This window comes from Saprospiraceae bacterium, assembly GCA_026129545.1.
In the GTDB taxonomy this organism is placed as follows: Bacteria; Bacteroidota; Bacteroidia; order Chitinophagales; family Saprospiraceae; genus M3007.
In genome coordinates this window covers 445,467-468,695 of record JAHCHX010000001.1, presented here as the reverse complement: position 1 = coordinate 468,695, position 23,229 = coordinate 445,467, and the positions used below count along the sequence as shown (strand labels likewise).

At 54.2% G+C, this 23,229-nt stretch carries 14 protein-coding genes; 6 read left to right on the top strand and 8 right to left on the bottom strand.

The annotated features are described in order from the left end of the window. Positions 1-177 precede the first annotated feature (177 nt). Positions 178-5,193, bottom strand: a complete 5,016-nt coding sequence (locus KIS77_01630) for a hypothetical protein (GenBank protein ID MCW5921014.1) — start codon at positions 5,191-5,193, stop codon at positions 178-180. A gap of 45 nt (positions 5,194-5,238) precedes the next feature. Between KIS77_01630 and KIS77_01625 the strand changes: the two genes are divergently transcribed. Then, positions 5,239-6,318, top strand: coding sequence for a terpene cyclase/mutase family protein (locus KIS77_01625; protein MCW5921013.1), 1,080 nt, complete (start codon positions 5,239-5,241; stop codon positions 6,316-6,318). A 50-nt stretch (positions 6,319-6,368) separates the two neighbouring features. Here KIS77_01625 and KIS77_01620 read toward each other — a convergent pair whose 3' ends face one another. The 5 genes from KIS77_01620 to KIS77_01600 form a co-directional block, all read right to left on the bottom strand. Then, positions 6,369-7,670 (bottom strand): NAD(P)/FAD-dependent oxidoreductase, encoded by a 1,302-nt coding sequence (locus tag KIS77_01620; GenBank protein ID MCW5921012.1) that lies wholly within the window; start codon positions 7,668-7,670, stop codon positions 6,369-6,371. A 179-nt stretch (positions 7,671-7,849) separates the two neighbouring features. Beyond that, positions 7,850-8,476 carry a trimeric intracellular cation channel family protein gene (locus KIS77_01615; GenBank protein ID MCW5921011.1) on the bottom strand — a complete coding sequence of 209 codons (627 nt, stop codon included), beginning with the start codon at positions 8,474-8,476 and terminating at the stop codon, positions 7,850-7,852. A gap of 79 nt (positions 8,477-8,555) precedes the next feature. Then, positions 8,556-10,193, bottom strand: coding sequence for a glycosyltransferase family 39 protein (locus KIS77_01610; protein MCW5921010.1), 1,638 nt, complete (start codon positions 10,191-10,193; stop codon positions 8,556-8,558). Between the two features lie 99 nt (positions 10,194-10,292). Next, positions 10,293-11,513, bottom strand: coding sequence for an ABC transporter permease (locus tag KIS77_01605; protein MCW5921009.1), 1,221 nt, complete (start codon positions 11,511-11,513; stop codon positions 10,293-10,295). Between the two features lie 67 nt (positions 11,514-11,580). Next, positions 11,581-12,465: a hypothetical protein gene (locus tag KIS77_01600; protein MCW5921008.1), complete on the bottom strand. Its 885-nt coding sequence runs from the start codon at positions 12,463-12,465 to the stop codon at positions 11,581-11,583. Positions 12,466-12,605: 140 nt separating this feature from the next. Between KIS77_01600 and gcvP the strand changes: the two genes are divergently transcribed. The 5 genes from gcvP to KIS77_01575 all read left to right on the top strand — a co-directional run bounded on the left by gcvP (position 12,606) and on the right by KIS77_01575 (position 18,898). Continuing rightward, positions 12,606-15,473 (top strand): aminomethyl-transferring glycine dehydrogenase, encoded by a 2,868-nt coding sequence (gene gcvP / locus KIS77_01595; GenBank protein MCW5921007.1) that lies wholly within the window; start codon positions 12,606-12,608, stop codon positions 15,471-15,473. Positions 15,474-15,639: 166 nt separating this feature from the next. Next, a complete protein-coding gene (locus KIS77_01590; GenBank protein ID MCW5921006.1) occupies positions 15,640-16,368 on the top strand; it encodes a Crp/Fnr family transcriptional regulator in 729 nt (242 codons plus the stop codon). A 65-nt stretch (positions 16,369-16,433) separates the two neighbouring features. Further along, on the top strand, positions 16,434-16,838 hold the full coding sequence (locus KIS77_01585) for a hypothetical protein (GenBank protein MCW5921005.1): 405 nt from the start codon (positions 16,434-16,436) through the stop codon (positions 16,836-16,838). Beyond that, positions 16,835-17,794, top strand: coding sequence for an NAD(P)-dependent alcohol dehydrogenase (locus KIS77_01580; GenBank protein MCW5921004.1), 960 nt, complete (start codon positions 16,835-16,837; stop codon positions 17,792-17,794). Before KIS77_01585 ends, KIS77_01580 begins: the two co-directional genes overlap by 4 nt. Before the next feature lie 57 nt (positions 17,795-17,851). Further along, positions 17,852-18,898, top strand: a complete 1,047-nt coding sequence (locus tag KIS77_01575) for a hypothetical protein (GenBank protein MCW5921003.1) — start codon at positions 17,852-17,854, stop codon at positions 18,896-18,898. A gap of 15 nt (positions 18,899-18,913) precedes the next feature. On the opposite strand, the gene KIS77_01570 is transcribed toward KIS77_01575, so the two are convergent. Then, positions 18,914-19,459 carry a metal-dependent hydrolase gene (locus KIS77_01570; GenBank protein MCW5921002.1) on the bottom strand — a complete coding sequence of 182 codons (546 nt, stop codon included), beginning with the start codon at positions 19,457-19,459 and terminating at the stop codon, positions 18,914-18,916. An 11-nt stretch (positions 19,460-19,470) separates the two neighbouring features. Continuing rightward, a complete protein-coding gene (locus KIS77_01565) occupies positions 19,471-23,202 on the bottom strand; it encodes a GHKL domain-containing protein (protein MCW5921001.1) in 3,732 nt (1,243 codons plus the stop codon). Positions 23,203-23,229: the final 27 nt, after the last annotated feature.

Here is a 23,229-nt window from a genome sequence, read left to right as displayed (position 1 = left end):
CGAGCATCCGATAAATCTCGACGAATCATGGTAAAAAAGAGTGCAAAAGTAGGATTTCGGTAAAAGAAGCAAAGGGTGCGGCGGAAATGTTGGTGAAACAAATTTTCCGCACCGCACATACGGTGTTTTCCTCAGCGATAAAGAGATTGTGACGATTTGATACTCCACTTGGTGTTTTCACCGCATCAACACCATTTTCCCGAACCCTCCCTTGAAGTACCCATCCACGCTGTTGTTTTCAAAAAACTCAAAATCGGTGCCGTCCGCTTTTTTGGCGACGATGCGATAGAGGTACACGCCGTTGGCCAATTGGTCGCCGTATTCATCTTTGCCGTCCCAGCAAAAATCGCTTTGGTGCGTGCCAGTGCGCAGGGGGCCAAATTCGGCCTGCGTGATTTCCCGAACTACCCGCCCGCTCACGGTCATGATTTGGATTTTGAAATGCGTCGGCGACTCGGCGCCTGTCATCGTGTACACGAAACACGTGCGCGTGGAGAAGGGGTTGGGATAGTTGAGCACATTGGAAAGCGAGGACTTCGTGATGACTCTGAAAGTGACCGCGTAGTCGAGCGTGGCGGATTTGTTGCCCGAAGCATCGCGCCCGTTCACCAGAAGTCGGTAAGAACCGTCCTGCGTGAAGGTGGGGCGCCATTCGAGCCGAGCGAGATTTTTCTTGGGCAAATCCGTCGCGTCGGCGGGGATAAACAGCGCTTCAGGGTCGCTGAACGCAATGGGGCGGATTTCGCCATTGGGCCATTCGAGGCGCAGTTGGAACGTCGCCGTGTCCGTCATAGCCAGAAAGCGGTTGTCGTCTTTGAGGGTCACGACGATTTCAGGCTTGGGCGAGATGAGGTCGCCGTCCAAGATATGAGAGCCGTCGAAGGTCACATCGAGCAGGGGGTTGCGGTTGTCGCGCCCGACATAAAAATCCCGCACTGCCACATTATTGAAGTGATACAATTCGGGTTGGTGGTTATCGGGATTCACGTCAATGAAGAGGCGCTGCGGGCCATTGAGGCTCACGGTAGAGGTTTCCAAACTGACCTGCAACGTGTCGCCTGACGGGAGAGGGCGGAATTTTTTGAAAATATCCGAACTGGGATTTCCCGTGCCTTCCACGCGGAATTTGACCAGCAGGCTATCCATCGGCGCATCGGAAATGTTGGCAAAAGCAATAGAGGCTCGTAGGGTTTCGCCCTCCTGCAAAGTGTCGCGGTAAAATGTCTCGTGCAACACGGGGTGCAGTGCTCCTTCGGGCAGGCCTTCGTAGAGCACACGCAGATAGAGCGGTTGGGTAACGGAGCGCGTCAGCGTGTCGCCCGTCTCGTACCGGATTTTCAGGTGCGGATATTGGGCTGCCGCGACGAATTCGATTGTGGTGTCGAAAGTCGTGGCAGTCTGGAACAGCACCACGTCGTCCTCGCCGGGGCGCACGCCCAGCACAGAGAGCCGGGCGTAGTCAGAGGCATCATCGAAAGGCTCGCGTTTCCAATGGATTGATTTCCAGTTTTTTGCTGGCCCGACGAGGGGTGTCTCCAGCAGGCCGTTAGTCCATTTGGCCAGAAAATTGGCCCGAATGGTGGCCACCGAATCGGGATTGAACACAATCGTGTCTTGCGAGGCGTAGTTGGGGTCGTTTTTCCGAAACAAGAGGCCATAAGGCCAAGGGGAGGTGATGTAGTCGGTCAGTTGCCGCACTTTTTGAGCGCCCTGCTTTTCCAGCACGGAGAAGATATTTTTCCCAAAAGACACCGAATCCGCAGCCCATAGGCGGGGCGAATAGCCTGTGGTATCCCACGGGCGGCTAAACGCGAGCAATGCCGCATAATAGCCATCGGGGATGCCCGTTTCGATGAATTGCATCAGTTTGACGCGCTGCAGGGAATCGCGCGTGTTGAACCAGTACACAAATCGGCGGTCGGCTGGGTCAAAGTTGTTGTTGCCCTGTTCGGGGTTTGGCACAAAGCGGCCAGTGTTGGGGTTTGAAAGCACCATCACCACGCCGTCGCTGATGTTGCGCACGTTCCAGCCGTAATCGCCGAAAAAGCCTTCGTAGTAAGAATTTTGAAAACCGGGATAACGGTTGGCATCCCGGTAGGCGACATTGAGGATAATGTTGGCGGCGTTGTCCAGAAATTCCAATTGCCGCACCGAGTCATCGGCTTGCAAGTTGGCAAACACGCCATCGCGGTATTGGCCGAAATTCGATTGGTTCCAGCCCGATTCGCTGCCCGGCAGATAGACAAACGAGCGCGTTCGCCAAAGCACCTCGCCGTTCACGAGGCTATCGCGGGCGATTCGCCAGTAGTACACCGTGCTGTCTTTCAGCGTGATGGCAGGCTTCCATTCCAACAGTCCGCCGCGCTGCAACACTTGGAACGCCTTTTTGAACGGGCTGCCGAAAGTTTCCAAAGTATCTATCTCAAAGAGGTAGCGCAAGGGTGCGGCGTTCGTGTTGAGGGTGGAGGCCCACAATGTCACCTGTGGTTGGGAAACAATCCCGTAAGGTGGCGGAAACACGGCTTGCACATCGTCCGCATAAAAATACACATCCACGCCGCGTGCCCCCGTCGCGTCGGTGAGCTCGTTGTTGAGTTTGGCCGCGAACGGCTTTTCGTCCACTTTGTTCTCTGGGTCGAGGGTGATGAAGAAACGATTGTAGCCTACTTGACTGCCTGCCACTGGCATCGAATATTCGAGCGAGCGGCGGTTGGGCGGTGCCACGATGGTATCCGTGATTCGGCTCAAAACCGTGTTGTCGGGCAGGCGTTGCTCGATTTTCAGGGCGAGTGGGCCGCCCGTGTGTTCTCCGATGTTCGCCACATCGAAGGTCAGTTCAAAGTTGTTTGCCTCCAAACCAACGGGGTTGGGGTTGAATTTGACGGTGGGGGCATCCACCATGTAATCAGGCCCGAGGTGGTCTTGAATTTTCACCGCTGGGTCGCCTTGCAAGAGATTTTGGTGCATCACGGCGATGAGGCCGTTGTCGTTGGTGTTTTTCAAAACCCCGATGGAGCGCTGCAACACTTCCCCCACACTTTTCCCGTAAAGCGTGCCGCCGAGCAAATCGTAGTAGGTGCGACCATACTCGTGCAGCGCGGTGATATAACTGTAATTGACCGACGCGATGTAGGCAATGGCGCCTCGGTCGGGGGCGAGCACGAACTGTTCGCCGATGCCTTGTTGTGGCGCTGAACACAGCCCTGAAAAGCAGCCCAACACCATGAGCAATGGATAACGCCCGAAGTTGCTGTAATTGGCAGGCGTACCAATATCAAAATCCACTGCAAATGCCGATGAGTGGCCGTAAATCGTCCATAGCGACACCCCGCCATTGATGAGGTCGAGCATCTGCTCGTAGGAGGAAAGTTGAATGGGGTCGTTCGAGGTTTTGTAAAACGTGTGCACGTCCGCGCCAAAACGGTTGTTACGCAGCACGTTTTCCATATTGGTCGTGTAGAGTTTGATGGCGCCCGCCTCGTTGGCCAAGCCCCCGCTGTTATGGATGACCCGTTTCATCCACGCTTTGTCTGCGATGGTTTGAGCCGCGTTGCGCAGCGTCGCTTCGTGTGCTCTTACCTTTTCCAAATAAACACCGATGTCGCTGGGTTTTGTCACGGCCAAGCGGCCAATTGCCGCCACCGGGTCGGACAGCCTGTGGCCGCGCAACACAAAAGGCAAATCAGCCGCGGGTGTGCCATAAGTCGGCACAAAAAAGAGCGAGTCAGCCAACGTCGCTTGTGCCGTCGCCGTGCGAAACTGGCCATAGTCCAGACCTTTCCCGATGAGCAAGACGTGGCGAAAATCCGGCCAATGCTTGGCGGCATAGTGCAAGAAATTGCGCAACGCAAGGGGATGGAAACGCACTCCATAAGCGAATTGGTCGTAGAGCTCGTTCACATCCACGATGGCAACTTTGCGGCTGCCCCCTTCCATGCTTTCGCGGTAAGCGGCGTACTCGGCCACATAGTTGATGCCGCCATTTCCATAGAGCGCCGGGTTGGAGACGATGACATAATCGGCTGGTTCGGAGCGATAGTCGCGGAACTGCACCGACTGCACCACGCCGATATTTTTCACCGCGACAGGAGCCAGCAGAACCAAATGTCGCTCTGTCGTGGATGGCGGAATTTTTACCTTCACCAAACCGCCCTCCACCGTTGTCTCGAAGCGGGTTCGGTTCGTCAAATCATACAAAACAGGGGTGCCGCTCGACGCATTAAATGCCTGTATTTCAAGATACTGATGTTCCGAAGACGCATCAAGCGCAAACGCCGCGTAGGTGGCGTTCTCAAAATCAAACTGACGCGGATAACGCAGGACGACACCCGCCAACGCATGACGGTCGGTGCCGCCAATGAGCGATTGCACCTTCACCGAGGCATTGGTCGCGATGAGCGACAAAGGCACATCAAAAGCGCGGTGCACCAAGCGCCAACCACTGAAAACATCTTCGGCAAACACCGTGTCGTTCACCGTGATGCGCTGCTGGTGTTGAGCACCCGACTGGCAGGCGTAGCGCACTGTCACGTTGGCGGGCGGCCCAGCGGGAGACAATTTGCGGGGAACGAGCGCGACCGTGTTCAATGTAGTGACCGGACGGGCGAAACCCTCCCCTTCAAACCATGAAAAAGTGATTTCGTCGCTGCGTTTTCGCTTAAAAAGAGTCTGGCTGAATATCTGTTGCAGCGTGGTCCAGCAATACGCTGTCTTGGGCGGCAAATTGCCCAAATCGTTGGGCAGCCCCGCATAACGCGCCGCAAGCCCCGCCGTTTCCCAAGTCAGGTAGTAGGCTGCGGTGTCGTTGAAAAGGCTGTGCCAAGGATTAAGATTTTGGGAAGCCGCATCCTCAAACAGGTATTTGTCCACCGCGTCGCGGTTTTTTTCCCCGTAAAACTCTATGAAGTCTTGTGCGGAAAAAACACTCTCCGTCGTGGTATAAATCGGCTCTTGCACGCCGTAGCGATACAAGCGGAATTGGCTCGCCTGCACGCTCCCCACAGGAACACCGGCGGCGGCAAGCGTCTGATAGTCAAGTCGGTAAATGCCGTCGTCCGCGATTTTTATTTTGAAATAGGTTTTGGAAAAATCTATCCACTCGTTGCCATAGAGCGAATCCGCCCCGTTCCACATTTGAGCGCGGGCCGCGAAAAAGAACAAAAGAAAAAGCGGGAGTAAAATCGGTTTTTTCATGCGGACAAAATTACACCTTTGCCATGCCATCCTTGTCGCAGAAAAATGTTATTTGGCAGAAAACAGCTGAAATCCCCCCCTGCCCTCTCGCTCGCCGATTGGGAACGACGCACCGATTCCGCTCTTTCGTGGCTGCGCCGCAGCATAGAAGCGACAGGGGGACATGGCTCCTCGCATAGCTGGTCGCCAATCTTTGGCTGGGCAAAGGCGTATCCCGAAACGACTGGCTATCTTATCGAGACTTTGCTGGATTACGCAGAATTGAAACAGGACAATTCGCTCCGCGACTTGGCTCATCAGTGCGCCAACTGGCTGGTTTCCATCCAATTGGCTTCGGGCGCCTTTCCCAGTTTGCTGGCGGGGAGCCAAACGCCGAGCGTGTTCAACACGGGAATGATTTTGTTCGGGTTGGCGAGGGCCGGCTCCAACGAACCGGCGCTGCGACGAGCCATCCATTGGCTGCATTCCGTCCTTGAGCCGGATTCCTCATGGCGCAAATATGCTTATGTGCCCGATTTTACGCCTTCTTACTATACCCGAGCAGTTTGGGGGGTGTTGATGGCCAATCAGCATTTGCAGGACGCGGAGGTCGAGCACGCGATGCGCAAAGCCCTTCATTTCTACGCACAGCGTTTTTCGCCGAATGGCGCGGTGCGCGATTGGGGGTTCTGGCCGGGCAAACCCGCGTTCACGCACACCATCGCCTACACGTTGGAGGGGTTCTGGGAGTGCGCCTTGTTGTTGGGAGAAAAGGAGATATTGGAACGAACGGCGAGTAGTGCCGAGCGCCTCCTATCAGTCCGCCAAGCAGCGGGCATGAGCACCGCTGGCCGCTACGACGAGCAATGGCAGGGCGACTACTCGTTCGTGTGCGTGACCGGGCATTGCCAATTGAGCGTGTTGTATCGCAAGATTTGGGACTTTACCGGCGACGAGCGATTCCGCCAAGCAGCCCATGATTTGTTGTTTGAAATACTTGATTCACAATGTTTTCAAAAAAATCAAAACCGCTTCGGGGCCATACCGGGGTCAGCGCCTTTTTGGGGGCCATACCTTCGGCTGCGATACCCAAACTGGGGGGCCAAGTTTTTTCTGGATGCGATGCGACGGGCGCGTGAGGGCTGAGGAGCAGTTTGAAATGCGCTCGCTTAAAACCGATGTTGAATAGGTGTGGACTATCCAACCGTTTCAGCTTTTTTCTCCGCCCTGCGCCAGGGTTTTATCACCAACCGGAGACTTTGGTCGTAAGTGAGATAGTTCCATACCCAGTTGAGGAAAATAAAGACCTTGTTCTTTAAGCCGAGTATGGAGAAGAGATGAACGTAAAGCCAGACGAACCATGCGAAAGCGCCTTGAAAACGCCAGAACGGCAAGTCCACCACCGCCTTGTGGCGCCCCACGGTGGCCATGGAGCCAAGGTCGCGGTAGCGAAAAGGTCGAGGTTTTTTCCCCGCTTCGAGCCGTTGGAGATTTTCCGCCAACAATTTTCCATGCTGAATGGCCACTTGCGCCACCTGTGGGTGTCCATTGGGCCATTTTTCCTCCGTTTGAAACGCGATGTCGCCGATAGCGAAAATATTGTCTGTGCCAGCCACCCGATTGTATTCGTTGACTTTCAGGCGATTGCCCTTGTGAAGCGCCTCTGTGGGCAACCCCTCAATCGTGTTGCCCGCTATGCCTGCGGCCCATATTACCTTATCGGCACGGATGGTGGAGCCGTCGTTGATGGTCACGACCTCACCATCGAAATCCGTCACCACCCTGTCGAGCCAGAGCTGCACGCCCAATGCGCGGAGGTACAATTCCGCTTTGGCAGATGCTTGCTCCGACATGGTGTTCAGCAGGCGCTTGTCGCCATGCACCAAGTGAATATCAATCTCCTTGCTATCGAGGTCGTTGTAGTCTTTTGCGATGATGTGGCGCTTCATCTCGGCCAATGAGCCTGCCACTTCCACCCCGGTAGGCCCGCCGCCCACAATCACGATATCCAAAAAACGCTGACGCTGCTCGTAGCCTACCGATGTGACGGCACGTTCGTAATCCTCGAAAATAAGATTGCGCAAATAGAGGGCCTCGCTGACTGACTTCATCGGGATGGCGTTGGCTCGGACGCGCTCGTTGCCGTACCAGTTCGTGTCGGCACCAATGGCAAGCACGAGATAGTCGTAGCTGAGATTTCCGATTTCAGTCACCACCTCGTTCTGGGCGGGATGGACGGCCAATACCTTCGTCACCCGCACAAATACGTTTTTGCTTTTTTGAAACACCTTGCGGAAGGGGAAAACGATGCTGGAAGGCTCCAGCCCCGCCATAGCCACCTGATAAAACAGTGGCTGAAATTGGTGGTAGTTGTTTTTGTCCACAAGCACTACCTGAAAATTGGTCTTGGAAAGTTTGCGGGCCAAAGTCAGCCCTCCAAAGCCGCCACCCACGATGACGACTCGCTTTTGTCCGGTGTCGGGAATATTGAATTGCATGATGTTGAATGGGTAGTTTTCCAATTGACAAATGTTCGGCTCGTGCCACTTGTTTTCTGCCACACATGACCAAGACATAGACGCATGGCACTCATCATAGGCGGCAAACAAGACGGCCTCGCCAAACTATGTTTTGAAAACAGGGAACAGATGGCAGGCAAATAAGTTTTTATTTGGCCTCACTCTTCCGGTGTTTTCATTCCCGGAAATTCCCACCCATAACGCAGCACTGCCACTCGCACCCCGATGATGAACAACATGGAGAGCGTGGCAGCCAAGGGCCTGAACATATCCCAACTGGCAAAGAGGAAATACAAAGCGCCTCCCAGCAAAGAAGCGGAGGCGTAAATGTCTTTGCGAAACACAAGGGGTATCTCATTGAGCAGCACATCGCGGACGACTCCACCAAAACACCCGCTCACCATGCCCAAGGTGATACAAATCGTGGGGCTGAGATTGGCCTCGATGCCGCGCTGCAAACCCACAATGGTCGCAAAACCCAAACCCACCGCGTCGAAGACGGCGAGTGTCTTGCTAAAATGACGCAGGTAGGGTCGAAAAATCAGCGTGAGCAAGTACGACCCAAAGATTACGGCGATGGTTTGCTGGTCTTTGAGCCAAGCTACTGGCGTGTTGCCAATCATCATGTCGCGGATGGTGCCGCCCCCGATGGCTGTGGCAAAGGTGATGACCAACACACCGAACACATCGAGCCGCTGACGCATGGCCGCCAAAGCCCCCGAAAAGGCAAAGGCCGAGGTGCCAAGCATTTCCATGATTTCTCTGATGAGGATGGTCGCGTTCAAGGTACGGGCAAGGGTTTTGGCTAAAAATCAGGTCGAAGGTTTGAAAAAAAACAAGCCACCACCAAAAAATTGGATTCAATCATTTTTTGACTTTCTCGAAAAAAACAAATCCGTTTTTCCGGCCAACCTCCTTATAGTCACTCAACTGCACAAGACTATCCACCTTGCCCACTTTTGCCACCAGATAAATGGTGGAGCTATCTGCTCCGGGCTTCTTGCAAGCATAGAACAAGTGCGCGTAAGTCTTGAAACCAACGGGGACAATCTGGCACTCCTCCCCGCATTTTTCCTCGTAAAATTCGATGGCTGCTCGCTGGGAATGCGCCTCTATGTTGCACACGATGAAAAACATCGCCAACGCCGAGAAAACCGCCCCGCCCCCAAACACCGCCTGTGCCGCGAGCCACGGGCGATTTTTTTGCCAATAATACAGGCCAACAAACGTCGCCACCACCAAAATCAGCCCCGGCAGCCCTTCCCACACTTTCCATTCTACGTCAGCTGCCAATGCCGCCAGCGCAAAAGGGTCGTCGGCAAACATTGCCTTGAGCGGCTCGTTGTTTCTACCCAAATACGGAATCGCCATGACCGCCAAGCCCAACAGCACGCCCACAAGCGGCAGGAACACCGTCGTCAGTTTGGGCCGCACGTCCCACCGAATCGCCCGCCATATCGTGGCTGCTCCCAAATAGGTTAGCGGGAAATAGCAGAGAGAGGAATAATGCACGATTTTGGTGCGCACCAGACTAAACAGGATGAACGCCGTCCAGAAAAGCAGTTGCATCCATGTGCCAAAATCGGAGCGCTGGCAGGCGGCGAGCGTGTCGGATTCGAGCAGCTCATCCTCCGATTGGCGGTCGCCCCAGAGATTGGGCAGCGCAAAAACAGACACAGGAAAACAACCGATGAGCAACACCACCGCATGATAGCCCCAAAATCCGCCATGGCCAGCGTCGGGCGTTGAAAACAGCCGAATCTGATAGGCAATGAATCGCTCCACGAAATCCGCGCCATGCAAGGCAATTTCCAGCCCAAACCACAACCCAGCCACCAACATGGATGCTGCCGAAAACAACAGCAGGTGCTTCAGATACCCTTTCCCGCGAAAACGATACCGCGCCCAATAAAGCCCCAAGACCAGCATCACAATCAAATAGGCAGTCGGCCCTTTGGTCATGGTCGCAATGCCAAGAAAAAAGCCCCCCAGCAGCAGCCAGCGATATTTTTGCCAGTAAGAAGCAGGCTTGGGGGCCGTCAGAAATTGCCAGCGAAACTCGATGAACCCGTAGAGGCCGCCAAAAATGAAGAGATTGAACCACGGGTCAATGATGCCGCTGCGGAAATAAAAATGCGGCAAAAAACTACCCAGCCAAGCCAAGACCCAAAGCCATGCGAACATTTGGTCGTGGAGCCGCAAACCGATGCGATAGACCAACAGCAGCGTGGCCAATCCGCAAACCGCATTCGGGAATCGGGCAGCAAACTCATTCACCCCAAACATTTTCATAGAGAGCGCCTGTGCCCAAAAAAAGAGGGGCGGCTTTTCAAAAAAAGGCTGGAAATCTATCTGTGGACGAATCCAATCACCCGTCACAAGCATCTCGCGAGCACACTCTGCAAAGTTGATTTCGTCCCAGTCAAACAGATGCACCCCTCCCAAAAAGGGAAAGAAAAACAACAAGGCAAGACCAATGACAATCAGGTAATCACGCCGCATAGTCAACACGAAACAACAGGTTAGGAGATTTGGTTGAAACAACCATGAAGCCCCTCCGACTGGAAGGCAAAGTATCTTTGGTATCGGGTCAAAAAACGCTTATTTGTTTTCGCTCAATCGCTCTCCGATGGCATTCAAGGCCAACACCGTCAAACATATTGCCAGACCCGACGGCAACGCCATCCACCACGCCTTCAAGGAGGAGCGAGCATTGTTGAGCAACGCACCCCACGACGCATTGGAAGTGCTGCCCAACCCCAAAAACGAAAGGGACGCTTCCAACAGCACCGCCCCCGCCACCCCAAACGCAAAGGCTATCATGGTGGCGCGTATCGCATTGGGCAACGCATGCCGCCACAATATCCGCGCCTCCGAAAGCCCCAACCCCCGTGCCGCCGTCACATAGTCCAACTCCCGCACCCGCAACAGGTCTGCCCGCACAAAACGCGCCACCCCCGTCCAACTCATCGCTCCAATAAGCGCAATCAGCACCCAAAACGACTCATTGCCCCGCGGCAATACCGCCACCATGACGAATAGAAATATCAGTTTGGGAATCGCATTGAACAACTCCGACAGCCGCATAATCAGCAAATCCGCCGGCACAGTGACCACACGCCCGAAAAATGGGAACCGGCTTAACAACCACCCCACAATGCGAAAAAGCAACAAAACACCCACAAAAATCGCCCCACTCATCACCCATTCCCCTGTCCCCTCAGCCGTTGACAACACATATTGACGCGCCACAAACGCATAGAACCACGCAGGCAAAAGCCCCAACAACGTCAGCCAAAGCGTCCCACGTCGAAGCCGAAGGCGGTCGTCGCCCCAAAAACCCGCCAAGGCTCCCAAAAACAGCCCAATGCTCATGGCCATCGTCATCGCCGTCAGTCCTGTCAGCACCGCCACCCGCGCCCCCGCCACCAAAGCCGCCGCCACATCGCGCCCCTCGCGGTCGGTACCCAGCCAATGGCGAAACCGCGACGACAACTGCGGGTGAATCGTGCCGGGCCGGGCGGGCAACTCATTCGCGGAAAAATATGGCATCGCTTTTTCACCCGGCGAAAAGGGAATGGGAGCAAACACCGCTGCCTTGTAGGGGTAGGTTTTCCACAATTCATTGCGCCGAATGGAATCCAACACCGGATGAGCAAAGGGAGCATTCGGCCCCTTCCACATCGTGCGCACGCCCGGCCAAAACCCCTCGCCTTCCACACGACAATAGAGCGGTCGGCCATTGGCCAAAAAATCGCGCCCCACTGCCACCAAAAGCAGCAGACCCAATACCCAATAAGCCGGATGGAGGCGCTTTTTCATTTCATGTCGGTAGCGCCAACCTTCTGGTTGGCGACATTCACACCCCCAACCAGAAGGTTGGGGTTATTTATTCGAACGGAAAAACGATTCTGAACTCGCTCCCCAAGCGCGTCGCCACATCCCTGTTTTTGGCAAAGCCAAGCACGAAGCCGCCACCGCCCGCGCCGCAGATTTTCAACGCAAAATCCTCGTTGTCGAGGTTTTTGCGCCAGAAACGCTCGATGGTCGCGGGCACTATACGGTCGAGATGCCCAACCTGAAAGCGGGAAACGCGCCGCAAGTTTGGCCAAAACCCATCGGAATCCGCATTGAGCCAAGCCCGCACCATCGCTTCGTGGGCGGGCATCAGTTCGGCGCTCAGCCTATCGGCAAAAGCAGCCCGCCCATTTTGCTCCAAAAACCACTGCACAAGCGGCCCCGTTTGGCGCGGCAAATTCGTGTCGAGCAAAAAAACAACCGGACGCTCCGCTCTCCAGTCGGTCAAGTCAGCAAGCGCAACCTCGACGATGTTCCTGATGAGCAGAGGTTTGTTCAGATAACTTGCCAAGGGGTCAATGCCCGAACTTGAGCCGTGAAAAAAACTTTCCATTCGGGCAAAAATCGCCTTCAAATCGTTCAAGTCGCTCGTTTTTTCTTTGCAGTAACGGTCATAAACCGCCGCGCACAAAGCGCCCGAACTGCCCAAACCATAACCAACGGGGATATTTGAGCGAAAAAAAAGGCCAAGACGCAAGTCGCGCCGAAACAACTCGACGCGCAAGCCCGGCAGTTCGTCCCACAACGCGTGCTCCGCCCATTCGAGCAGCCGCATCTGCAAGCCGCGAACATCGGCCTTAGGGCTTGCCTGCTCCCAATGGCCGCCAAAAGCAGGCACGGGCACAGCAAGCGCCGAGGCGCCGAGCAGCAGAACGTGTTCGCCGAAAAGAAGAAGTTTCGCTGGGTAGTGTTTCATGGCCGCGCAAAAGTGCGAAATTCAGAAGCATTCCAAAGCGCAAAAGGAGTGCTGGCGGCTAACAAACAATTTTTACCTTCGCGCTGTTTTTCACCCTCCTTCATTCAATTTTTCACTCAACCACCACTAGCTCATTTGACATGAGTCAATTTCCGCACCCGGACCGCTTCGTACGCCGGCATATCGGGCCAAGTGAGGCCGACACCCAAGAAATGTTGAAAACCCTCAAAGTAAAGTCGTTGGACGAACTAATCTGGCAAACCGTGCCCGATGCCATCCGACTGAAAAAACCGCTTGACCTGCCGCCCGCCCTCTCCGAATTCGACTATTTGCAGGATTTGAAAAAAGCCGCGCTGCAAAACCGCGTGATGCGCAACTACATCGGCATGGGCTACCACGGCACCATCACGCCATCTGTCATTGCTCGCAACGTGTTTCACAACCCCGGCTGGTACACCCAATACACGCCCTACCAAGCAGAAATAGCGCAAGGCCGCCTCGAAAGCCTGCTCAATTTCCAGACGATGGTGAGCGATTTGACGGGCATGCCCATCGCCAATGCAAGCCTGCTCGACGAAGGCACCGCGGCAGCTGAGGCCATGCACATGTTTTATGCGGAAAAAAACAAACGGGCGAAACCTGGCGAGGAGGCCAACGAGTTCTTCGTGTCCGACAAGGTGCTTCCGCAAACAATAGATGTGTTGCGAACCCGCGCTTTGCCGCATGGAATCAAACTCGAAATAGGCGATTGGAAAGCGTATCAATTTTCCGAAAAAACCTTCGGTGTCTTGCTGCAATATCCTGACAAAGAAGGAAATGTGCAGGACTACCGCGCTTTTGTGGAAAAGTCCAAAGCATTGGGAGCCTTCGTCTGCGTGGCTGCCGACATACTCGCGCTGGCACTCCTGAAGCCACCCGGCGAATGGGGTGCCGACGTTGCCGTGGGCAATACGCAGCGCTTTGGCGTCCCGATGGGTTTTGGCGGCCCACACGCGGCCTATTTCGCTTGCTCAGAGGAATTCAAACGCCAGATTCCCGGCCGCATCATCGGCGTCTCTGTGGACAAGCACGGCAACCGCGCACTCCGCATGGCACTCCAGACCCGCGAACAGCACATACGCCGCGAAAAAGCAACATCCAATATATGCACCGCACAGGCGTTGCTGGCCAACATGGCAGCCATGTACGCCGTCTATCACGGCCCGGCAGGCATTCGCGGCATCGCCCAGCGTGCCCATGCAATGGCGACAAGCCTTTCAGCGGCATTGGAAAAAACCGGGTTCAAACAAACGAACGCGCATTACTTCGACACACTCCGCATCGAGCTCTCGGAAAAACAGTTGTTTGAAATAAAAAACAAGGCGGAAGCGGCAGGCATCAATTTCTTCTACGAAAAAAACGCCCTGCAAATCTCGCTCGACGAAACGACAACCGACGAGGACTTGAATGACATAGTGGAGATTTTTGGAGGTGACAGAAAACGCATCGCTCCTCACCCCTCATCCATCATTTCAAAAAGTCTTCTGCGCGAAAGCCCCTACCTCACCCATCCGGTATTCAACACCTACCACACCGAGAGCGACATGATGCGCTACATCAAGCGGCTGGAAAACCGCGACATTTCGCTCACGCACTCGATGATTTCGCTCGGCTCCTGCACCATGAAACTCAACGCAGCAACCGAGATGATCCCGGTGAGCTGGGAGAACTGGGCGAATATGCACCCCTTCCAGCCCGCCGAGCAAGTGAAGGGCTACACACACATCATCGGCGAACTGGAAAAATATCTGTGCGAAATCACGGGCTTCGACGCTTGCTCCTTGCAGCCCAACAGCGGCGCACAAGGCGAGTACGCAGGCTTGATGGCCATTCGCGCCTACCACCACGCCAACAAACAAGACCATCGCAACGTGGCGCTCATCCCCTCTTCCGCGCATGGCACCAACCCTGCCTCGGCGGTGATGGCCGGCATGGAAGTGGTGGTGGTGGCCTGCGACGAACGCGGCAACATTGATGTGGAAGATTTGAAAAAGAAAGCCGAGCAACACGCCGCCAACCTTGCCTGCCTCATGGTGACATATCCCTCCACGCACGGCGTGTTTGAGGCAGAAATCATCGAAATTTGCCAAATAATCCACCAATATGGTGGCAAGGTTTACATGGACGGCGCGAACATGAATGCCCAAGTCGGTCTTACCAGCCCCGCGGCCATTGGCGCTGATGTGTGCCACCTGAATTTGCACAAGACCTTCGCCATCCCGCATGGCGGCGGCGGGCCGGGCATGGGGCCGATTTGCTGCAACACAAGCCTCGCCCCGTTTTTGCCCAAACACGTTTTCAGGGAAACAGGTGGCAAACAAGGCACGACGGCCATCTCCGCCGCGCCTTGGGGCAGCGCGAGCATCCTGCTCATTTCTTATGCCTACATCCGAATGCTCGGCGCGGAAGGTGTCACGGATGCCACGAAATATGCCATCCTGAACGCCAACTACATGAAAGCACGTTTGGAGAGCGCCTACCAAATCCTTTATGCAGGCGACATGGGGCGCTGCGCCCATGAGTTCATTCTCGATTTGCGGCCATTCAAGACCGTCGTCAGCGCCGAAGACGTGGCTAAGCGCCTGATGGACTATGGCTTTCACGCGCCCACGCTGTCGTTCCCGGTGGCAGGCACGATTATGATTGAGCCGACGGAAAGCGAAAGCAAGGCCGAGCTCGACCGCTTTTGCGACGCGCTGCTGGCTATTCGCAAAGAGATAGACGAAATCGCGTCGGGTGATTACGAGACCGAGGACAATGTGCTGCACAACGCGCCGCACACTGCCGAAGAAGTCACCTCCGATGACTGGCATCATAAATACAGCCGCGAAAAAGCAGCCTACCCACTCCCCTACTTGCGGCAGGGATTCAAATTTTGGGCAACGACGGGCAGGATTGACCAAGCCTACGGCGACCGGAACTTGGTGTGCGTTTGCCCACCGATAGAGGCATATTCCACTGCCGAGTGACTGCCAGAGACTTTGTGATTTGTGAAAACAGGCTGCTCGGAACATTTCCGGCAGCCTGTTTTTTTTCCAGTTATATGCAGCCTTTAAAAGGCAGCCTTTGTGGTTTTGTCGAAAAACCGGCCTGATTGTTCTTGCCAAAAGGCTCGCAACACGTCTTTGGTCGTTCATGTTTTTTTGCGAAGCAGTCGCCACTTTATTTTTCCCAAACAAAAAATATCAGACACTCTACGAAATGATGATAGAAACAGTGACGCACCCACCCCAAATCTCTTACAGCAGAAAGCCTCAGACCGAGACTCCGATGGATGCCATCGTCCAGTACATATCTGAGTTCAGATCGCTCACCGATGCCGAAATCAAAGGCATCCGCGACAACCTCAAACTGCGCACGTTCGAAAAAGGAACACTATTGCTCAGGGAGGGGCAAGTGTCCAGCCTTTGCTATTTTATCCTCAAAGGATGTGTGCGGCAGTATTACCTGGTAGATGGCGTGGAGAGGACCACCAACTTTTACACGGAAGGGCAACCCGTCACGCCTTACGAAGGCACCTTCAAGAAGCAGCCGTCCAAGTTTTACCTATCCTGCGTGGAAGATTCAACAATGTCCTATGGGACACCCGAAGACGAGGCCGAGATGTTTGCCAAGTTCCCACAATTCGAGTTGATATGCCGCTTGGCCACCGAGGAAGAGCTGGGCAAAAGTCAGAACCAACTCGCCTCTTTCATGCTCAGCAGCCCCGAAGAGCGATATCTCGACCTGCTAAAAACTCGCCCTGACCTCTTGGACCGGGTGCCGCAATACCAGTTGGCCAGCTACATCGGCGTCACGCCGGAGTCCTTGAGCCGGATTCGCAAAAGAATCATGGCGGGAAAAAGGCACGGTGTGTTTTCCTAACCAAAGTCAATGAAATCCAAGCGGCACGGCTCATTTCTTTGCAACTCAATATGCAAACAAGAAACATGAACGACAAGAAAGCACTGCTGTCCACGCTCTGGATTTTCGTAACGCTCAACTACCTCTACTGCGACCTCATCGGCTTGATGGATGCCCGTTTGCTCCGGCAATATCTGACCGGCACGGTGGACGGGCTGGAGCTCACGCCCACCTTCCTGTTTGCCGCTGCCGTGCTGATGGAAATCCCCATCGCAATGGTGCTGCTATCGCGCATTTTGGCGGCCAAGCCCAATCGTTGGGCAAATATGCTCGGCGCAGCCATCAAGACCGTAGTCATGGTGCTGACCTTGTTCATCGGCACGTTCACGATGTACTACCTGTTTTTCGCAGTAATAGAAATTGCCGCCACCATTTTCATTTTCATCTACGCATTACAATGGAAAACAACCCAAACACCGCTGGCAGCATGAAGGCCGCCGTTCGGCCCCGATACGGCCCGCCTGAGGCGCTGAGCGTTCGAGAAGTGCCGATGCCTACGCCAAGAGCGCGCGAAATTTTAGTAAAAATACACGCCGCCACGGTCAATCGGACGGATTGCGCCATGCTGACCGGTACGCCGTTCGTGTACCGCCTATTTATCGGCCTCTGGAAACCGAAGCGCGCTACGACGGGCACAGACTTTGCCGGCGAGGTGGTGGCCATCGGCGATGCGGTGAAGGCCTACCAAGTGGGCGACCGGGTGTGGGGCTTTGACGACATCGGCCTTTCTTCCCACGCCCAATATGCGGCCATTTCGGAGCGGGTGGCCATGGAATTCATACCCGACAAAATCAGTTACGAACAAGTGGTAGCCAGTGCGGAAGGAGCGCATTACGCCCTCAATTTTCTAAAAAAAGTAAAATTGGAAGCCGGGCAAAAAGCGTTGGTCAACGGCGCGACGGGTGCCATCGGTTCCGCGCTACTGCAATTGTTGAAACACAGGGGTCTGTTTGTCACTGCGGTTTGTGGCACGCCCCACATGGAGCGAGTACGCGCCCTAGGCGCCGACAAAATCATTGACTACCTCCAAAGCGATTTTACCCTCGACGACGAGCGATACCACTATGTGTTCGACGCGGTGGGTAAAAGCACCTTCGGCAAGTGCAAACCGATATTGGCACGCGGCGGCATCTATATTTCCTCCGAACTGGGACCATATTCCCAAAACTTGTTTCTGCCCTTGTTTACCCGCTTTTTTAGCAACAAAAAGGTGATTTTCCCAATCCCTTTCAATATCAAGCGCAGCCTGCAAACCATGAAAAAATTGTTGGAAGAAGGCCGATATCAACCGTTGATTGACCGCCATTACGCCTTGGAAGATATACAAGAAGCCTTCCGGTATGCGGCAAGCGGACATAAAATTGGGAACTTGGTGGTGAAGTTCTGATGATGCGCACAAACCCCAAAATGCAGTATTTTCGCAGCATAAAAACTGAAAACCGCTATGGTAGAAATAGCCAATCCCATCTACGATGTCGTTTTCAAGTATCTGATGAACGACGAAAAAGTGGCGAAACTCCTGCTGTCGGCGATTATCGGCAGGGAAGTCGTTTCGCTGGAGTTCAGACCCACCGAACACCATTTCCCGGTGGGAGAACTGTTGGCCGTGCTTCGCATGGATTTCAGCGCCCGCATCGTGGACGAAAACGGCGAACAGGAGCTCGTCATCATCGAGCTGCAAAAAGCCAAGTTGGCCAGCGACATCATGCGGTTTCGCCGCTACCTCGGAGAGCAGTACGCCAACAAGGAAAACATGGTGCGCGAGCCAGCGCCCGAATACCCGTACCGCAAGGCATTGCCTATTCTCAGCATCTACTTTTTGGGACACACGCTCGAACATACCAAGGCCCCCGTCGTGCGGGTGAATCGCCACTACATAGACGCGGCCACAGGCGAACAGATTCGTGAAAAGGAAGAGTTTATCGAAAGCCTGACGCACGACAGCATCATCATCCAGATACCGTACCTGAAAGGGCATCGCCGCACTGAATTGGAGCAACTGTTGGCACTGTTCGACCAGTCCGGCACCACCGACGACCCGCATTTCATAGCCGTAAACGAGCACGAATTGCCCGAACGCTATCGCCCGCTGCTACGCCGGCTCCAAAAAGCCATAGCCGACCCAACCATTCGGCAAAGCATGGACGCGGAAGACGACCTAATCGAAGAAATCAAAGATTACCAAAGGCTTATTTCAGAAAAAGAGCGTATCATCTTAGAAAAGGAACGCACCATCTCGGAAAAAGAGCGCACCATCTCGGAAAAAGAGCGCACCATCTCGGAAAAAGAGCGCACCATCTCGGAAAAAGAGCGCACCATCTTGGAAAAGGAACAAGCTATGCAAGAGGGCCAAAAAATTATATTGGAACAACGAAAGCGTCTTGAGACAGCTATATGGGCGCTGCATCGCAACGGCTCTTCAGTAGAGGAGATGGCTTCGATGTTTGGGCTAAGCACCCAGGAGATAGCGGGTATCCTATCTTCAAAATAGTTCCCCATTTCAAGGCTACCGCACTTTTCGCCACTTTCGCCTACCCAAACGCGCCGACGCAACCAACAACAAACAAGGAACACCTATCCATACCAATTCGCTCAGCAACACCATTATCCCCCATCGCCCAATGAAGTCCCAGACCGAAATGGGCGAGACTTGAATGGGCCGAAATGAGAAAAAGAGGCGCTCCGCGCTCAATGGCCACCATAAGGCACAGCCACGCCCGCCATTGGTCAGCATATCTAGTAGAGGATGAGAAATCGCACTCAGCACACACCAAAGGAAAAGTTCCCACTCAAAACGTTGGCGACTATGTAGCAGGGAAAAAAAACCAGCCATCAGCACGCCAAATAACGTCCCGAAAAACACGGAGTGCGTCCATCCGCGATGCCCCCATTCGCTGTCGTACGGAATGCCGAAGCGAAAAGCCAGCACGTCCAAATCGGGCGCGAAAGCACAGAATCCCGTCAACAACAGCGCAGCCGGGCGCACCTGTTTTGGGAAAAAAGCATATCCAATGGCGGTAGAGGCGGCAATGTGGCCAAAAATGGATGCCATATACAACGCATTTAACCGACAGCGGTAATCGGCATTTCCACGAAAAAGTCGGTGCCTTCGTTTTGCCGCGTCTCGAAGCGGATGCTGCCGTCGTGAGCCTCGATGATTTTTTTGCAAATCGCCAGTCCGAGACCACTGCCAGAGGTTTTGGTCGTGAAATTAGGCTCAAACACACGCTCGCCGATTTCGGGCGGAATACCGCCGCCGTTGTCGCTGATTTTCACCGTAGCATGACCGTTTTGTCGAATCAAGGAGACGTGTATCTTGCCCTCTCGGTCGGAAGGAATCGCTTGTATCGCATTGATGACCAGATTGTTGAACACCCTGATCAAGTGGTTTTTGTCACCCAAAATGTGATAGCGTTCGGGCGGTATGGCGAGGTCGAGCGATACGTTGCGCTGCTCGCTAAACAGGTCATAGACGCTTTCCACGACATCGTTGAGCACCACGTCCGATTTTTGGCGAATGTCCAAGTTGGCAAACATGGAGAACTCCGAAGCGATTTGCGCCAACGAATCAATCTGTTCGATAAGACGCGTGATGGCCTTGCGCAGATAAGCGGCGGCTTGCTCGGGGTTTGAAGAGACCCGCTCCAGCTGCTGCATGGAAAGTTTCATGGTGGTCAACGGATTTTTGATGTCGTGCGCCACCTGCCGCGCCATTTCGCGCCAAGCGCCCTCGCGTTCGAGCCGCACAAGCTGCACTTTCGACGCTTCGAGCTTGTCCACCATTCGGTTGTACTCGGCAATCAACTCGCTCACCTCATCCTGTTCGTCGCCTTGATATTCCAGCGTCTGGTTTTTGTCCTGACTGAGTTTTACCTCGCGTATTTTATCCGAAACAAGGCTCAGCGGGCGAATAATCGAACGCGACAGGAAATAAGTCACCACAAAGGCAACCAACAGCAGCAAAACATACAAACTCGCCAGCATACCGATAAAGTCTGAGACCTCTGGCCCGACTTTGCCCTCGGTCAGCAGATAAGGGACACCGAGAAAGCCCAGCAGCTCGTTCTGTCCAGTGCGCAACGGCAGGTATTTCGTAAAATAGTCAAAACCAGCGGCTCTTTCAGGCTCTACCAGTTCCGGCTGATTGGTTTTGGTCAAGATCTGCAACGCCGTGGGGCTCATTTTGCTCGGCAATATGCCCAATCCGCTCAATTCTTCTTGCGTGGTGTAGTCAAGGTCGCCTGTGGAAGCGTACAAATTGGCATCCATCAGAAGGCTGCCAGCAATGTCCGAGATAGTCAGAGGCAACATCCGTCGCAAGCTATCTGAGGATACCGCCGCCCCGACGAGGCGGGTTTTTAGGCTGGTAAGCACCGCGTCAGCGCGATAGTCGAGGTTGGCATCTTGGGTGTTTTTGGAGGTTTCCCTAAAATGTTGATAAGTGATGGCGCCCAACACGATAAAAGTGATTCCAATGATGGTGACAGTCCAATACTGAATACGCTTGGCGAGGGAGCCGCGAGTGCTGATTTGAAACTGATATTTCTCAGGCAAAAAATGCAGCCAAGAATTGACCGCCGCCAAAGCAAACAACGATAGTGAGGCGAGGGCAAACAACATGGAAAACAAATAAACCTGCTTGTGCCAGCCACCGCGCGAGCGACCAACGGAAGCAATCGTCTGTCCATCCGCACTCTTGAACACCGCATCAACACGACGCGGGTTGTCGGTCTCAATGTCGCGTTGCTCGCCATTGTCAATGGGTGCATAAAGCGCAAGACCATTGCCCAAGCCTTGCTCCACCGCGAGTTTGCCCCTTTTCAGCACGGCAAAATCGTAGCGCGGCAATCGCTTGAGTTTCTTGTAGGGCAGATTGTAAAACAATTGCGCATACACGCGAGCGGGCGTGGGGTATTCGTGGTTGAGAAAACAATAAACCTTGGCTGGCTGGGTCGGGTCGCTCATGCGTTGGCAGTCCAACGCCAGCATGTAGCGAAACTTGCCATCAGCATCCGTGTGGTAGCGAATATCGGGCGCGTTGGGCAGGGTTTTGCCTTGGTTCCAATTTTCTTCCACCGCATGTTGATACCCCTGCGGCTGCTCCAGCAAAATCGGCTCCTCGCCTCGGTCGAACGCAAAAACATCCAAACGGTAATGCTGAAACAGGTAATGATTTTCAAAAATCAGGTCATTGAAATAATTGCGCAGGTCGCTCGCCTTCGGCTTGAATGGCCAAGGCTTGAGCAGCACGTTGAGCCGTTGGGAATCGCGTTTGAAAGCCTCCAATAGACGAGGCAATTGCGCTTCCACGACATCTAAGTCGCGGTCGTCGGCCAATGCTTGAGAATAGGCAAAGCGTATGTCCCTGTCCTTTTGCAAATTGTAGTGATAAAGCAACTGAGAAGCGAAAACCGAAAACAAAAGCAACCACACGGCTACCCACCCAAACCCAGGCGCCTCCCAATGGGCAAACGTGTCGAACAGTGCCCCATAAAGCACCCCCAATGCCACCACCGTAACAGGAGCCAACAACATATCGCCACTCATGGCCGAGCTGATGGCAAACAGCATCACCGCGCCCACGCCCAACGCGATGCCGCGCAGCGGCAACGAAAGCCCAACCCTTTTCACCGTTTTCATCATGCGATGGCTAAACAAAAACAAGCCAACCATGAGCAATATCACCCCGACAATAGCCAAAAGCGCCGACCAGTCGGAGTACAGTATATTGTCGAAATCGAACTCAATGCCAGAGTAGAACACCAGCCGTCGAAGCACCTCTACCCCCACCAGCACACACATCATAGTAGCCAGATAATACGCCGCGCTCAACGCAAGGCGAATGGGAAGCGCGAAATGCGCCAATGAGCCCGCGCGAAAATGCTGATGAAAAAACACCATGAGCCACGCCATTAGCCCGATGTTGATGAGCCAATCGCCCAGCGACTTGCCGATGCGCGATGGCACCTCGAATGGATGAGAAAAAAATGACAGCCCGCCAAACTGCTCACCCGTGAAATCGAACTTTTGATTGAGCCAATACACCCCTCCCACCACCAACAGCAAGAGCGCGCCGCCCGCCATTGGGGAAAAACGCTCCACCAACTGTACGGCAAATTGGTTGACAAGACTGAACAGAATCACGAAAAACAACCCGTAAAACACAAACTTCACCCACTGAAGTCCCGTCGAGTACACCGCGCCATTCGCCTTGAGCCAGCAAAAATCCTTGTCGCCCACCCGAACGGCATACTCCGTAGGCTCAGGGCTGACCTCTATTTTGGGGGAAATGTTTTTTCCAGCCGGAAAAACAATCTGCCCCGCCACGGCACCTTCCGAGCTGTTGGCATAGCGGATCGGCAGGAGCACCACAAGCGTGTTTTCTCCCAACGGTTCTTGCCGAACGGCGAACCAACCAGCAGGAAAACGGCGCAGCAAATGACCCTTTTTGGAAAGTATCTGCTTGAGTTGGGCGTTGGTGGGTAGCGTGCTGTTGTTCGTCCAAGCAAGAATGGAATCAGCCCGCGCAACCAGTATCGTGTAGTTTTTGGAGCGCTGCCCTTCCAGAAGCTCGCCCCATTGGACTGGGGGCACACCCTGAGCGGCGGCTTGCAAGGCCGCACGGTGTTCTTTCGCCCAAGCGAACGCCTCCGCTTCCTGCCCCTCCAAGTGAGCGGAAATTTGGTCGGCATGCTGTTGCAGCAGCGCCGTATCTTTGTCCCACTGACTGGCGCTGATGGCTACGGCCAAAAGGAGAGCCAGCGCGACCAAGTATAGGAGCAGTCGTCTCAACATAAAGGGAACTTTACAGGGATTTTTGCC

What these genes read in the sequence shown, in the direction of transcription:
- KIS77_01575 (MCW5921003.1), top strand. Translation starts at nt 17,852, where the DNA reads ATGGTAGAAATAGCCAATCCCATCTACGATGTCGTTTTCAAGTATCTG.
- KIS77_01625 (MCW5921013.1), top strand. Translation starts at nt 5,239, where the DNA reads ATGTTATTTGGCAGAAAACAGCTGAAATCCCCCCCTGCCCTCTCGCTC.
- KIS77_01570 (MCW5921002.1), bottom strand. Translation starts at nt 19,459, where the DNA reads ATGGCATCCATTTTTGGCCACATTGCCGCCTCTACCGCCATTGGATAT.
- KIS77_01630 (MCW5921014.1), bottom strand. Translation starts at nt 5,193, where the DNA reads ATGAAAAAACCGATTTTACTCCCGCTTTTTCTTTTGTTCTTTTTCGCG.
- KIS77_01605 (MCW5921009.1), bottom strand. Translation starts at nt 11,513, where the DNA reads ATGAAAAAGCGCCTCCATCCGGCTTATTGGGTATTGGGTCTGCTGCTT.
- KIS77_01590 (MCW5921006.1), top strand. Translation starts at nt 15,640, where the DNA reads ATGTTTTTTTGCGAAGCAGTCGCCACTTTATTTTTCCCAAACAAAAAA.
- KIS77_01610 (MCW5921010.1), bottom strand. Translation starts at nt 10,193, where the DNA reads ATGCGGCGTGATTACCTGATTGTCATTGGTCTTGCCTTGTTGTTTTTC.
- KIS77_01565 (MCW5921001.1), bottom strand. Translation starts at nt 23,202, where the DNA reads ATGTTGAGACGACTGCTCCTATACTTGGTCGCGCTGGCTCTCCTTTTG.
- KIS77_01585 (MCW5921005.1), top strand. Translation starts at nt 16,434, where the DNA reads ATGAACGACAAGAAAGCACTGCTGTCCACGCTCTGGATTTTCGTAACG.
- KIS77_01620 (MCW5921012.1), bottom strand. Translation starts at nt 7,670, where the DNA reads ATGCAATTCAATATTCCCGACACCGGACAAAAGCGAGTCGTCATCGTG.
- KIS77_01600 (MCW5921008.1), bottom strand. Translation starts at nt 12,465, where the DNA reads ATGAAACACTACCCAGCGAAACTTCTTCTTTTCGGCGAACACGTTCTG.
- KIS77_01580 (MCW5921004.1), top strand. Translation starts at nt 16,835, where the DNA reads ATGAAGGCCGCCGTTCGGCCCCGATACGGCCCGCCTGAGGCGCTGAGC.
- gcvP (MCW5921007.1), top strand. Translation starts at nt 12,606, where the DNA reads ATGAGTCAATTTCCGCACCCGGACCGCTTCGTACGCCGGCATATCGGG.